This window comes from Microbacterium sp. bgisy203 (assembly GCF_057706945.1).
In genome coordinates, this window is sequence record NZ_JBYIPF010000002.1 from 443246 (window position 1) to 456546 (window position 13301).

The following is a 13301-nucleotide window of genomic DNA, read 5'->3' on the forward strand; positions in this document are numbered from 1 at the left end:
TCGCCTAAACAGGGTCTATAGTGGAGGAATCATGTCCTCCTTGATCGAGTCCTCCGCCGGCGCCGCCGCGACGGCGACCCGCGCCGCGCACGACGCGTCAGCGTGCAAGGCGTCGCGTCACGCGCGCGTGCAGCAGCTCATCACGGCCGACGAGACCTCGCTCATCGAACTCGAGACGCTCGTCGCGACCCTGCCGATCTGCTCGACGGGACGTGTGTTCATCGAGGTGCCGGATGCCTCGTGGATCTTCGATCTCGCCGTTCCCGCCCGCATGATCGTGACGTGGCTCGACCGCTCGTCGCGCACCGGCGCGCCGGGCACGGGACGCGGCTGCGCGCCCGGTCAGGCGCTCGCCCGCGCCGTCACCGCGTGGGCCGACGAGATGCTGTGCGATGCCGACGCGCTGTGCGCGGAGAACTCCCGCGTGTGCGCCGGAGGTACGCGCATCCACCTGCTCGGCGGATTCCTCGGCACCGCCGACATCTTCGACCACCTCGTCGACGCGCTCGGCATCGACGCGTCGGTGGTCGCGACGCCGGAGCGGTTCGGCCTCACCGCCGCGCGCTGAGCCCGTGACCCGCTGAGGCGGCGGCGCGCTGAGCCCGTGACCCGCTGAGTCGACTGCCCGGTTCTCCGGTCAGCTCCCGCGCGGCACGTAGTTGCCGTCTTCGAGCCCGGCCATGATCTCGAACCGGTTGCGCAGCGGGTTGCGACCGGCGAGCAGGTACAGCACCGGCATGAGGAACCCGTACCTCCGCCACTGCCGGGCGTGCACCGCCTCGTGCCGCAGCACCGCGTCGGTCACGCGCGCGTCGCCGGTGAGGTAGCACCCGCCGACGCACACGCCGCCGCGACCGAACGTCCACCCCGGCATGCCGGTGAACACGTGGAGGCCCTCGCGGTGCTGGACCGGGCCCGTCGACCACAGACCGCCCCAGATCCAGCCGATCGCCGTGCCCCACCAGTACCCGACCCGGCTGATCGGCGAGTCGAGGAGAACCGGCGGGATCAGCCGGTCGAGCTTCTCGCCGCGAGCCACGGCGCGCTCGGCGCGGGCGCGCCAGCCTGGGGGCGGGGTCGCGATCACGCGAGCGCCCCGACGATCCGGAGGATCGTGCCGAGGTCGTCGACGGCGGCGGCCGGGGATGCCGGGGCGAAGCCCGACAGCGACCCACCGACGAGCGGCACCTCGGCGCGCAGGGCCCGCACCGCGGCCACCAGCTCATCGAGCGACAGGCCGAAGGGGACGGGCATGCCGAGGCCCGCCAGGACGGCGGGGTCGAGGACGTCGAGATCGACGTGGACGTAGACGGCATCCGCACCCGTGGCGGCGACGGCGGCCGCCAGCGCGCCGGGGTCGGCCAGATCGGTGACGGGAAGATGCGTGATCCCGAGGTCGGTCGCGGCGTCACGCTCGCCGTCGTCGAACTCCCGTGCCCCGACCAGGATGATGCGCTCGGCGGGCACCGCGCCGCTCCCCGGGAACGTGCCGGCCTCCGCCACGGCGCGCAGCGCCATCCCGCCGAACGCGCCCGAGGGCGAGCTGTCTGCGGTGTGCAGGTCGCCGTGCGCGTCGCACCACACGACCGCGAGGCGTTCGTGCCGTGCGGCGGCAGCGGCGATCGCCGGAACCGCGACGCCGCAGTCGCCGCCGATGACGAGCGCGGACTCCGCGGCATCGCCCTCATCGAGCGCGGCGCCGATCGCCGCGCTGACACGTTCGAGGGTGCTGAAGCGGCGGATGCCGGTGTCGAGCGCCTCTCCCGCCTCGGCGGGGACCTCGACCCGCACCGTGGAGGAGCGCGGCAGGTCCCCGGCGATCGCCTCGGCCCCGTCGATCAGCTGCATCGCGCGCGCGGACGGCGACCCCTGCCACTGCGGAACGACGACGAACCGCGTCATCCGGTCATCCTTTCCCGCGCGCTTGCGCGTGCTCCCGCACCGCGAAACCGCCCATATGTCACGTTCCCGTGCCGGGAAGCGTGCATATGAGCGGTCTCGCGGATGGATTACTGCTCGATCGCCGCGGTGGACGTGCCGCCGGTCTTCAGAGCGGCCAGGCGCGCCTCGACCTCGGTGAGCTCGCCCACGTCCTCCAGCTGGTTGAACTGCTCGTCGAGCGACGACGCCGCGATCTCCGCCTTGCCGGCGGCCAGGGCCTCCTGGCGACGGACCTTGTCCTCGAAGCGGCCGAGCTCGCTCGTCGGGTCGAGGACGTCGATCGACTTGACGGCGTCGTGGACCTTGTTCTGGGCCTCGGCGGACTTCGAGCGGGCGAGGAGCTCGGAGCGCTTCGACTTCAGCTGCTCGAGCTTCAGCTTCATGCCGTTGAGGCCGTCCTTGAGCTTGTCGACGACCTCGGTCTGCGCCGCGATGGTCGGCTCGATCGCCTTGGCCTCGTTCTCCTCGCTGATCTGACGCTGCAGGGCGATCTTGGCGAGGTTGTCGAACTTGTCGGCGTCGGTCGTGTTGCCCGTGCCGCGCAGCTCGTCGGCTTTGCGGCTGGCCGCGAGGGCCTTGCCGCCCCACTCGGACGCCGCGCGCACGTCTTCTTCGTGGTCGCGCTCGAGCAGGCGCAGGTTGCCGATCGTCTCGGCGATGGCCGACTCGGCGTCGGCGATTGAGTTGGTGTAATCGCGCACCAGCTGGTCGAGCATCTTCTGCGGGTCTTCGGCCGAGTCGAGGAGGGCGTTGATGTTCGCCTTCATCAGGGTGGAGATGCGGCCGAAGATGGACTGCTTTGCCATCGGATTTCCTTTCTTACGGAACATGGTGTCGAGATCTGGTCGGGGTCCGGGTCGGGTTCGAGGGGGTGGAACGAGCGGATGCCGGGGTCAGAAGCGTCCTCCGCCGCGGCGACTGCGGGTGCCGCCGCCGCCGAAGCTGCCGGGGCCGAGACCGCCGCCGCCCCCGCGGCTGTAGCCGCCGCCTCCGTATCCTCCGCCGCGGTTACCGCCGCCGTTCAGGAGCGAGTTGATGACGATGCCGCCGAGGACGGCGCCCATCATGTTGCCGCCCCCGCCGCCTCCGCCGCCGAACATGCCGCCGCCGGAGAAGGCGCCGACATCGTTCTGGGCGGACTGGATCGCCTGTGCGGCGAGATCGTTCGCGCGCTGGGCGTAGCCGAGGGCCTGCACCGGGTCGGTCTGCTGCAGTTGACGCGCCTGCACGAGCGAGGCGCCCGCTTCAGCGAGACGCGTGCGGGCCTCGGCGCCGATCGCGCCGCGACGCGACGTGATGAAGTCCTCGGCGGCCGACACCTGCCCCTGCGCCTGCGTCATCAGTGCGGCGAGCTGCTGGGAGGCCCGCTGCTGCTTCGCCTGCGCGTCGCGGACGCCCGCGAGCATCGTGTCGATCTGCTTGTTCGCCGCGTCGAGCCCCTCGAGGGCGTACAGCGGTCGCTTCTGGGTGCCGGCGAGCAGCCCCTTCGCCGCCTCGACCTGCTGCCGCGTCGAGGCGATCACCGGCGCGAGGCGCCCGTCGGGGTCGGGCATGGCGCTCGCGGCGGCGAGGTCCTGCTCGACGTCGGCGATGAGGGCCGCGGCATCCGTCTCGCCCTTCGCGAGGTCGGTGCCGAGCTTTCCGACCGCCTTCTGCAGGAGGTCGGCCTGGGCGACGGCATCCTCCGCCGCGCGGATGCTGACGGCGGCGGCCGCATTGTCGCCCTCGGCGATCTCCTGCTGCGCCATGCGCAGGCGCTCGTCGGCGAAGGTCAGCCGCTCGGTGGCCTGGGCGGGGTTGTCGACGATCGTCGCGAGGGCAGCCGGGGCGTAGGCCTGCTGCAGGGTCGCGAGGGCGGCCTCGGCCTGCTCCGGCGCACCCGTGAGGCCGCCGCGCAACGCCTGCACGCGCGCGAGCGCCTCGGGGGCGTTCTGCTCGAGACTGCGCAGCTCGTCGAAGTCCTTCGCCTTCTCATCGAGCTCGCCGTTGGCGTGGGTGCACAGGTCGACGATCTGCGCGTTCCACGCGCGGGTCTGCTCCTCGGTGTCGGGCGTCTCGTCGTCGAGCTGCTGCTTCAGCGAGAACGCCTGGTCGAGGTCGGTCCGGGCGTGCGCGAGCGCCTCGGCGAAGGCGGCCGTCGCCTCGTCGCCGAACTGCGCGCGGGCGAAGTCGAGCTCCTGCGCGCTCGTCTTGATGGCGTCGTCGGTCGCGACGAGGGCCGAGGCGGCACGCTTCGCGAGCTCGGCGGTCGACACGCCCGCGAGCGGATCGACGGGTCCGCCGGGTGCGGCGACCTGCCCCGTCTTCTTGCGCCGCGAGCGCACGACGATCCAGATGACGAGGGCCGCGAGCGCCACGAGGACGACGACCAGCAGGATGCCGAACACACCCGACCCGCCGCCGGAGCCGCCCGTACCGCCCGACCCGCCGCGCGCGGCGTCGGCGAGGCCGGCGGCGGCGGCCGTTGCGGCACCGGCCCAGTCGTTCGCCTCCAGCGCGGGGCCGATGCGCTGCTGCTCGATCGCGGTCAGCTGGTCTTCACCGACGGGGCCCTCGGAGTACCCCGAGAGGTAGAACGTCCGTCCGTCCGTCGCGATCGCGAGGAGATACTGGTTCGGGCCGAGTCCGTTGCGATCGGCGGTGTCGTTCGCCCACTGCTCGGGGTCGGTCGGGTTCGTGAACTCGGGAACGTAGACGACCCACAGATCGACGTTCGACGACGAGGCGGAGCGGAGCTCGGCATCCACGTCGCGTTCTTCGGAGGCCGACAGGACGCCGGACTCGTCGAGCACGCGCGTGCTGCCGAGCGAGAGGGGATCGGTCGCGACGGCGGCTGCGGCGCCGCCGAAGACGATCGCCACGGCTGCCGTGAGGGCCAGCACCAGACGCGCGCGCACAGACATCCCCTCCGGACCGGAATCGCTCCGGCTCTCGCCCCGATCCTATTGCGGGCGCCGCGAGCGGCGGTAGGGCGGATGCCGGGGTTCGGCCATCAGCGAACGCGAAGCATCGCCGTCCGCGCCGCCGGCCGCGCGGTGTCGGGGAGTGCGGGCGTTGCGCGCCGGCGTCGACGGCGGCTGCGGGTAACGTGACCGACTCGGAGGAAGCATGCATCACGACCCGACCGACCGCTACGGCGGCGACGTCCTCGCGGCGGGCTGGCGGAACGTCGGCCGCCCCGTCGTCACCAAGACCCCCGCGGAGCCGGGACTCGTCGTCGAGGTCGCCGGCGACGGCTTCTGCGGCGCCGTCACCCGCGTGCAGTCGGGGACGGTCGAGCTCGAAGACCGCGTCGGCAAGCGGCGCCTCTTCCCGCTCGGCGGTGGGTTCCTGATCGACGGCGCCCCCGTCGAGCTGGTGGTGGCCGCCACGGCATCCGCCGGGCGCGCGCGCACCGCCTCAGGGTCGTTCGCGGCCCCGGAGGCGCGTGCCCGGGTCGCCCGCGCGTCGCGCATTCTCGTCGAAGGTCGGCACGATGCCGAGCTCGTCGAGAAGGTGTGGGGCGACGACCTGCGCCACGAGGGGGTCGTCGTCGAGTACCTGCAGGGCGTCGACCTGCTCGACCAGGCGCTCGCCGCCGACCCACCGAGTCGCGAGCGGCGGTACGGCGTGCTCGTCGACCACCTCGTCCCCGGGTCGAAGGAGTCGCGCATCGCCGAGGCCGTCGCCCGCGGACCGCACGGCGCGCACGTGCGGATCGTCGGCCACCCGCACATCGACGTCTGGCAGTGCGTGCGGCCGGAGGTCCTCGGCATCCGTGCCTGGCCGGACGTGCCGCGCGGCATCGAGTGGAAAGTCGGCGTCAGCCGGGCGCTCGGCTGGCCGGCGCGCGATCAGGCGGACCTCGGACGTACGTGGCAGCGGATCCTCGGCGCCGTGAGGAGCTACCGCGACCTCGACCCCGCCCTCCTCGGCCGCGTCGAGGAGCTCATCGACTTCGTCACCGAGTAGTCAGCGAGTTGTGAACCGCCGGTAGCCTGGGAGGATGCCGGATGCCACGCCCGACGCCGCCCCCGACGCCACTTCCGGTACGGCGGACAGCGCGCCCCGCTACCGCGACAAGCCGGTCTCGTTCGTGCGCCGCAGCGGCCGGATGAGCGACGCGCAGGAGCGCGCCTGGAGCGAGCTCGCTCCGTTCTACGTCGTCGACGTCGAGCGCGGGGCCGCCGCGACGAGCATCCACCCCGACTCGACCGCCGATCCGGTGGTGCTCTTCGGGCGCGAGGCGCCCCTCGTCGTGGAGATCGGCTCCGGGCAGGGCCACGCGATCGTGCACGCCGCGTCGACGACCCCGGACACAGACTTCCTCGCCGTCGAGGTGTTCCGGGCGGGGCTCGCCCGCACGATGCTCGACGCCGACCGCGCGGGCGCGCGGAACCTCCGCCTCGTGGAGGCGAACGCCCCGGAAGTGCTCGAACACCTCCTTCCCGAGGGGAGCGTCGACGAGCTGTGGGTCTTCTTCCCCGACCCCTGGCACAAGGCGAAGCACACCAAGCGCCGCCTCATCGCCCCGGCCTTCCCGCCCCTCGCCGCCCGCGTCCTCCGCGACGGGGGCGTCCTCCGCCTCGCGACCGACTGGGAGGAGTACGCCCTCCAGATGCGCGAGGTGATGGCGGATGCCGCCGACTTCGCGCCGGCCTTCGAGGGCGACTGGGCCCCGCGGTTCGACCGGCGCACCATGACGGCCTTCGAGCGGAAGGGCATCGCGAAAGGCCGCGACATCCGCGACCTCGCCTATCGGCGCCTGCCGAGATCATGACGGCGCACGCCGGCGGCGCGGCGCACGCCGAGGCATCCGTCCGCCCCCTCCTCAGCTCGGACATCGTGCCGGCGCTGCTGGTCTGCCTCGCCGCACCCGCGCTGTTCGTCGCGCTGATCCCGTGGCTCGGATGGCTCCTGCTCGCCGCCGGCGTCGGCCTCGCGGCGATCGTCGAGCGCGGGGGCGTCTTCGACCGGCTCAGGGACGCGGCATCCGCGCCCTCGCTCACGCGCGACCTGTCGCTCATCGCGATCGGCATGCTGATCGTCAGCGCGATCTCGCTCGAGGCGAAGCTCGACACGGCGTCGATGATCCGGTTCACGATCGCCCTCGGCGGTGCCGTCGTCGTGCCGTACGCCCTGTCGCGATGGGTCTACCGCGACCGGGCGATCCGGTTCCCGTGGCGCGGGGGAGGGCGTTGGAGCGTGTGGCAGTGGGGGTGGCTCGTCGCGGTGCTTCTGCTCGCGTGGCTGATCCTGCCGTTCTACTTCATCTCGTCGGGCGTCTACCAGAACTGGCCCGTCGTCGACACGCCCGACCTCATCGCACGGCTCTTCGTGGGTGTCGGCGCCGTCGGCATCTGGGACGAGCTGTTCTTCATCTGCACCGTCTTCGCGCTCTTGCGTCGGCACGTCGCCGACCTGACGGCGAACCTCCTGCAGACGATCGTGTTCGTGTCGTTCCTCTGGGAGCTCGGCTACCGCGCCTGGGGTCCGGTGCTCACCATCCCGTTCGCGCTCCTGCAGGGCTTCATCTTCCTGAAGACCCGCTCGCTCGCATACGTGGTGACGGTGCACCTGCTCTTCGACGCCGTCGTCTTCGCCGTGCTCGTGCATGCCCACAACCCCGGGATGCTCGACGGGATCTTCCTCCTGACGCCCTGAGCGGGCAACGTGATCGGGCGTTGCCCAGGATGCCGCGATACGCTCGATCACGGACCTCGACAGGGTCCCCGGACGAGGGTTCAGTACCCGGTGAGCGACAAGACTGGCCGAAAGGTCACGCCATGTCGTGGGTCGTTCTCGTCCTCTCCGGTCTCCTCGAAGCCGTCTGGGCCACCGCGCTCGGCAAGTCGGAGGGCTTCACGAAGCTCGGGCCGTCGATCGTCTTCGCCGTCGCCCTCATCGCCAGCATGGGCGGACTCGCCTGGGCGATGCGCGACATCTCGACCGGCACCGCCTACGCCGTGTGGGTCGGCATCGGCGCATCGCTCACCGTCGCGTGGGCGATGATCTCGGGCGCCGAACCCTTCTCGATCGTGAAGACGCTCCTGATCCTCGGCCTCCTCGGCTGCATCGTGGGCCTCAAGCTCGTCGGCGACCACTGACGCGCCGCGGTCGCGGCGGCGAGAGGCCATTCGGCGCACGGGACGAGCACCGGAAGAGCACAAGCCGGAAATGCCGGATGCCCGACCCACGAGGGGCCGGGCATCCGGTGGGCGCCGTCGGGTCGGCGCCGTCAGGTCAGCGGCGGATCACTGTTTCGCCCACGGACCCCACTGCGAGGCGCCGGGGGTGTCGCCTTGCGTCCACCACTTGGCGGCGTAGGTGGCGCCGCCGTAGGTGACCTTGTCGCCCGCGACGTAGGCCCGAGCGGAGTTCCACGCGGGGGCGGTGCCGGGGTTCGTCCCCGGGTCTATGCCGCCGCCCGTGCAGCTGCCGGTGGCGAGCCACACGCCGCCCGATGCCGGGTTGTCGCCCTTCGTCCACCACTGCGCCTTGTAGACGGTGCCCTGGTAGCTGACCGTGTTGCCTCCGGTGTAGACGGTGTCGGCGCTCCACGCGGCCACCGAGCACGTGCCCGGGGTCGGGGTCGGGGTCGGGGTCGGGGTGGCCGTCGGGGTCGCCGTCGGAGTCGGCGTCGGCGTCGCGGTCGGGGTGGGTGTCGGTGTCGGGGTGGGTGTCGCCGTCGGAGTCGGCGTCGGGTTGACCGGGTCGGTCGACGGGCCGGTCTTCGCGGCGCGGAACTCGTCCGCAAGGGTGCCGATCAGCTCGTTGTTCCGGTCGCCCGAGAGCTCCCACCACATGCCGCCGCCGAGACCCTTGTCGACGATGTACTTCGCCTTCTGCTTCGTCGTCTGGGCGTTGTCGTACGACCACCACTGGTTGCCGTCATAGCGCCACGCGGCGCCGATCGAGGCGTCGTAGTTGTCGACGCCACGGGTCTTGAGCTTGTCGTAGTCCTCGTTGCCCGCCTCCCACGTGCCCGGGGCGGCACCGGTGGCGGCGCTCCACGGCGTCGTGGTCTTCACGCCCTGCCAGCCGCGACCGTACGCCGCGAGACCGATGCCGAGCTGCGACGGCTTGATGCCCGTCTTCAGGTATTCCCCCACGGCCTTGTCGACGCTGAACTGCTTGTTCGCGGGACGCGTGTCCTTCGGGTCGTCGTAGCGGTTGCCCTGGTGGCCGGTGAGTGCGGGGTCCCACGCGCCGTGCAGGTCGTAGCCCTGGACGTTGCCGAAGTCGAGGTCCTGGAAGATCGCGGGGTCATTCCAGCCGCCCGCCGCGATGTCCGCCGGGTTCGCGGGCAGGAACGCGCTCAGCTGATACGCCTTGCCCGACGTCTTCGAGTAGGCATCCAGCTGCGTGCGGAACTCCTTGATGAGCGCCTTGAAGTTGGCCTTGTCGCCCACCGGGTCGACGAAGTTGCCCTCGAGCCCGCTCGTCGTGCCGGGCCACTCCCAGTCGAGGTCGAAGCCGTCGAAGACGCCGGCGGCCGAACCGGGGCCGCCGCGTCCGTCGATGACGGGGAGGTTGCCCTTGATGAACATGTCGATGCAGCTGGAGACGAACTTCTTGCGCGACGCGTCGGTGGCGGCGGCCTTCGAGAAGTTCTTCGACCAGGTCCACCCGCCGATCGACATCATGACCTTGAGGTTCGGGTGCTTGGCCTTGAGCTGCTTGATCTGGTTGAACGAGCCGGCGAGCGGCTGGTCCCACGTGTCGGCGGTGCCCGAGACAGAGGTCGCCGCGGAGTAGCCCATGCCGTAGTCGGCCCACGCGTCGCCGGCGCCGTCGGAGCCGTTCGGGCCGGTGCCCTGCGCCTTGTTGGCCTCGAAGCACGTGAGGCTCTGGTGGTGGATGTTGGCGAACGAGTAGTTGATGTGCGTGAGGTCGGCGGCGGCGCCCGAGCGGTCGAGCTGGCGCAGCGTGAAGTCGCGTCCGTAGACGCCCCACTGGGCGAAGTAGCCGACGTTGCGGTAGCCGTTGATGCCGGGCGCAGGGTCCGCGGCGGCTGCCGACGCCGTCGCGACGCCGACGAGCCCGCCGACGGCGAGCGCCGTCGTGGCCACCGCGGCGGCGAGGCGATGGAGGCCGCGTCGCGGCCGGGGGTGTGTGGACATCTCGATCCTTCTGGATTCGACCACACCGACGGCTCGTCGAGGCCGGGAAGGGGCAGTCCGGCGTCGGCGGGGGCGATCGCCTCGTCGGCGGCGAGGGCCAGGAGCGTGCCCGCCTCGGTCATCCGGCCGCCGAGGTAGGCGACGATCGCCCGGTCGACGAGCAGTCCCGCGCGCAGCGGACGCGACTGCGGGGTCGGGTGCGCGGCATCGAGCGCGATCGTCGTCTCGAGGGGGACGCCGTCGGTCACGGCGTCCAGGCGCCGTGCGAGGGCGACGGCGAGCCCCCCGAAGACGAGTCCCACCGGCACCGTCGCGGCGGCATCGGCGAGTTCGGCACGCGCCCGGGCGAGCTGGCCCTCCCAGAACAGGACGAGCGCGATCGCGACGCGGCGGTGGGCTTCGAGCAGCGGTGCGGTGCGGGGCTGGTCGAGCGTCGTCGGTGTCGGTCCGACGGTGCCCAGCGTCGTCCCCACCGTGCCGTGCAGCATGCCGAGCGCCGCGTCGGCGCGGTCCGCGCGGGCGTGCTGGAGCGCCGTCGCGATCCGCGACAGGTGCGAGGCGGTCCACGATCCTTCGGCCCGCTCGGCGGCGGGCGCGTCCACCGCCTCCGGGGGCACACCGAACACGAGGCACCACCGGCGAGCCTCGGCGAGAGGCGCCGGCTCCTCGCCGAGCGCGTCGGCGGTGGCGGCCGGGTCGGCGTACGACGCGAGGCGTTCGGCCACGGAGAGCATCGCCGCCGCGTCGGCGACGTGCCCGCGCTCGGCGTGCAGCTGCGCCGCGGCGCACACGGCCTCCAGCAGACCCGGATCGGGTGCGGTGCGCGGCGCGTCGTCGCTCATGAGCGGTGCGATGAGGCGGGCGATGTCGGCATCCGGCACGCTTCCGTCGCGCAGCGCCACGGCCCACACGTACGCGGGGAGGGCGGCGGCGGCCACCTCGCCCCCCGCGGCCACGGGAGCGTGCAGCCACGCGGTCGCATCCTCGACAAGGCCTGCCGCGACGGCCGCGCGGCCCGCCAGCACGTGGGCGCGCAGGCGCGTGTCGCCGGGAGCGTGGCTCGCCGCCTCGCGCGCGACCGCGTGCGCCCACTCCGCTGCGCCCGACTGGAGCGCGTGTGCGGCGAGGGAGAGGAGTGCCGGGGTCAGCGCCGCGTCGCCCTCGAGCGTGCTGAGCGAGGTGTGCCACGTCGCGAGCCCGTCATCGCCGGCGGCCCGGTAGGCCGCCCCGAGCCGTGCATGCACGTCGGTGCGCTCGCCGAGGCTCGCGGCGCTGTGCAGGTACGCCCGCACGCGCGGGTCGAGGAACGACAGGCGACCCGCCGCGAAGGTGAGCAACGGCGGGGTGGGGGAGGCCAAGGCATCCGCCAACGTCGTCTCGGCGGCGGCGAGGGCGACGTCGACGCGTCCATCGACGCTGACGGCCGCGGTCAGCAGCAGCCGGCGATCACGCTCGTCGAGCGCTGCGACCGTGTCGCCGACGGCGTCGCGCACGGCGCGGACGGCGGGGAGCGGGTCGGGCAGTGCCGACAGGCCCGCGCGCTGGGCGGGGGAGAGCAGCGCCGCGACCTGCGCGATGGCCGCCTGATCGCCGCAGAGGGCGGCGTGCAGGCGGGATGCGACGTGGGGCGCTACGCGGTCTCCGTTGCGCTGGAGCAGTCGGAGCACTGCGTCGATATCGCGGGCGTCGACGTCACGGGCATCGAAATAGCGGGCGTCGAACTCGTGGGCCCGGGGAGAACTCGTCTCCGTCACCTACCGCACCTCCTCGAAGTCCCCATCGGCCCCAGTGCCGGTTATGTTACCAACCCTTACAAAGTCAGGGAACCACCTGAGTGTTGCGTCTGTGTGTCGGCGCGGACGCAGTTCGGTGACGACTGGGATCCGCCCCGGGCGACGACTGGGATCCGCCCCGGGCGATGTCGCGGATTCGGACATGGTGCGCGGATTCGGATGCCTGGGCCTGCGGCATCCGAATCTGTCGCGGATCTCCGAATCCGCGACGACGTGTGCGGGGTGTCGACGAGGCGTGTGGGCGGGTCAGAGTCCGGCGAGGAGCGCGGGGCCGAAGACCACGGCGGCGGCGAGTGGGACGACGAGCAGCGCCAGGGCGGCGAGGCCGATCGCGACGATCACGCCGGCCACCGACAGTACGGCGGCCCCGCCCGTCGACACGCGGTCGCGCAGTGGCGTCCGGCGTCGTCTCGATGCGGGGAGGGAGATGCTCGCGGTGACCATGCTTCGACGCTACGAAGAGGGGATGCCGCGGCACATCGCCCCCGCGGTGGATGCGCGTCCGCCGGAAGGATGATCCTCGCGCGTCACGCCCACCCGGCCGAAGACGCGCTGCGCGCGCGGGAGAACGGCGTTCGGTCTTGCTTGTGCCCCCGACAGGAATCGAACCTGCGACCTTTGGTACCGGAAACCAACGCTCTATCCCCTGAGCTACGGAGGCGTACCGATCGAGGTTATCACCCGGCGCTGTTACCCCGTGACGGCGGCGACCGCCGCCGCGAGCCGCTCGGCGAGGTAGCGGTGGCCTTCCGTGGAAGGGTGGTTCCGCGCCAGGTCGCTCGTGTCGATGACGGAGAGATAGTTCTCGGGCGTGATCCAGTTCTCCTCGATGGGAGACACGTACCACCAGCCGCGATCGGCGGCGGCGGCGCGCAGGTCGCGGTCGATCCGCGCCGTCGCACGCTCGACGGGGAGCACCTGGGGCGCAGGGCCGAGGATGACGAACTGCGCGCGCGGGTAGGTGGCGGCCAAGGCATCCCACGCGGCATCCACGGCGGCGCGGTATCCGGTCGCCGGCAGGCGCCGATCATTGATCGACCCCTGCACGATGATCAGGTCGGGATCGATCGCCGGATCGAGGGCGGCGATGCGGTCGCCGAAGTCGGGGCCGTCGAGCCCGGGTTTGACGTAGCCCGAGCCGCGCACGCCGTTGACCACGGTGGTCCAGCCCGCGATGTCCGCCACGATGTACGCGTAGCCGAGGGTGGGATCGGATGCCGCGGAACCGTACGTCCACGAGTCGCCGAAGATCAGCACGGTGGGGTGGTCGGGAAGGTCGAGCTTCGCCGGCTGCGAGGGGACGACGGCCCCGCCCTCACCCGCGGCGACGATCGCCTCGGGGGTCGCCCAGGGGCGCCAGATCGAGATGCTCACGACCGCAGCGACGGCCACGGCGAGCAGCGGAAGAACCCATGCGCGACGCCGCCTCGGGGACGGTCGGACGGCACGCATGCGTCGAGGGTAA

At 72.3% G+C, this 13301-nt stretch carries 12 protein-coding genes, 1 tRNA gene and 1 riboswitch; of the genes, 5 read left to right on the forward strand and 8 right to left on the reverse strand.

Going from position 1 to position 13301, the window contains the following annotated elements; all coding sequences use genetic code 11:
- The first annotated feature begins 31 nt into the window (after positions 1-31).
- Positions 32-568, forward strand: a complete 537-nt coding sequence (locus tag AC3ENQ_RS05375) for an SIP domain-containing protein (RefSeq protein ID WP_431802426.1) — start codon at positions 32-34, stop codon at positions 566-568.
- A gap of 69 nt (positions 569-637) precedes the next feature.
- Here AC3ENQ_RS05375 and AC3ENQ_RS05380 read toward each other — a convergent pair whose 3' ends face one another.
- From AC3ENQ_RS05380 to AC3ENQ_RS05395, 4 genes are all read right to left on the reverse strand, one after another.
- Positions 638-1087, reverse strand: a complete 450-nt coding sequence (locus tag AC3ENQ_RS05380; protein WP_431802428.1) for a Fe-S oxidoreductase — start codon at positions 1085-1087, stop codon at positions 638-640.
- A complete protein-coding gene (locus tag AC3ENQ_RS05385) occupies positions 1084-1902 on the reverse strand; it encodes an arginase family protein (protein WP_431802430.1) in 819 nt (272 codons plus the stop codon). The genes AC3ENQ_RS05380 and AC3ENQ_RS05385 overlap by 4 nt, the downstream gene beginning before the upstream one ends.
- A gap of 107 nt (positions 1903-2009) precedes the next feature.
- Positions 2010-2747, reverse strand: coding sequence for a PspA/IM30 family protein (locus AC3ENQ_RS05390; protein ID WP_431802432.1), 738 nt, complete (start codon positions 2745-2747; stop codon positions 2010-2012).
- Positions 2748-2834: 87 nt separating this feature from the next.
- Positions 2835-4838 carry a TPM domain-containing protein gene (locus tag AC3ENQ_RS05395; protein ID WP_431802434.1) on the reverse strand — a complete coding sequence of 668 codons (2004 nt, stop codon included), beginning with the start codon at positions 4836-4838 and terminating at the stop codon, positions 2835-2837.
- 211 nt (positions 4839-5049) lie between these two features.
- Between AC3ENQ_RS05395 and AC3ENQ_RS05400 the strand changes: the two genes are divergently transcribed.
- The 4 genes from AC3ENQ_RS05400 to AC3ENQ_RS05415 all read left to right on the forward strand — a co-directional run bounded on the left by AC3ENQ_RS05400 (position 5050) and on the right by AC3ENQ_RS05415 (position 8027).
- Positions 5050-5892 (forward strand): DUF3097 family protein, encoded by an 843-nt coding sequence (locus AC3ENQ_RS05400; protein WP_431802436.1) that lies wholly within the window; start codon positions 5050-5052, stop codon positions 5890-5892.
- A 34-nt stretch (positions 5893-5926) separates the two neighbouring features.
- A complete protein-coding gene (gene trmB / locus AC3ENQ_RS05405; RefSeq protein ID WP_431802438.1) occupies positions 5927-6700 on the forward strand; it encodes a tRNA (guanosine(46)-N7)-methyltransferase TrmB in 774 nt (257 codons plus the stop codon).
- Complete coding sequence (locus AC3ENQ_RS05410; protein ID WP_431802440.1) at positions 6697-7584, forward strand: CPBP family intramembrane glutamic endopeptidase; 888 nt, start codon at positions 6697-6699, stop codon at positions 7582-7584. Before trmB ends, AC3ENQ_RS05410 begins: the two co-directional genes overlap by 4 nt.
- Before the next feature lie 47 nt (positions 7585-7631).
- A riboswitch (guanidine-III (ykkC-III) riboswitch) is annotated at positions 7632-7696 on the forward strand.
- Positions 7697-7706: 10 nt separating this feature from the next.
- Positions 7707-8027 (forward strand): DMT family transporter, encoded by a 321-nt coding sequence (locus AC3ENQ_RS05415; RefSeq protein WP_431802442.1) that lies wholly within the window; start codon positions 7707-7709, stop codon positions 8025-8027.
- Between the two features lie 147 nt (positions 8028-8174).
- On the opposite strand, the gene AC3ENQ_RS05420 is transcribed toward AC3ENQ_RS05415, so the two are convergent.
- From AC3ENQ_RS05420 to AC3ENQ_RS05435, 4 genes are all read right to left on the reverse strand, one after another.
- On the reverse strand, positions 8175-10043 hold the full coding sequence (locus tag AC3ENQ_RS05420) for a glycosyl hydrolase family 18 protein (protein ID WP_431802443.1): 1869 nt from the start codon (positions 10041-10043) through the stop codon (positions 8175-8177).
- Between the two features lie 2039 nt (positions 10044-12082).
- Positions 12083-12280, reverse strand: coding sequence for a hypothetical protein (locus AC3ENQ_RS05425; protein ID WP_431802445.1), 198 nt, complete (start codon positions 12278-12280; stop codon positions 12083-12085).
- Positions 12281-12424: 144 nt separating this feature from the next.
- Positions 12425-12497: transfer RNA gene (locus AC3ENQ_RS05430), tRNA-Arg, on the reverse strand.
- Positions 12498-12526: 29 nt separating this feature from the next.
- The gene (locus tag AC3ENQ_RS05435; protein WP_431802447.1) at positions 12527-13288 is read right to left on the reverse strand and encodes an SGNH/GDSL hydrolase family protein; all 762 of its coding nucleotides are present in this window, start codon (positions 13286-13288) and stop codon (positions 12527-12529) included.
- Positions 13289-13301 lie beyond the last annotated feature (13 nt).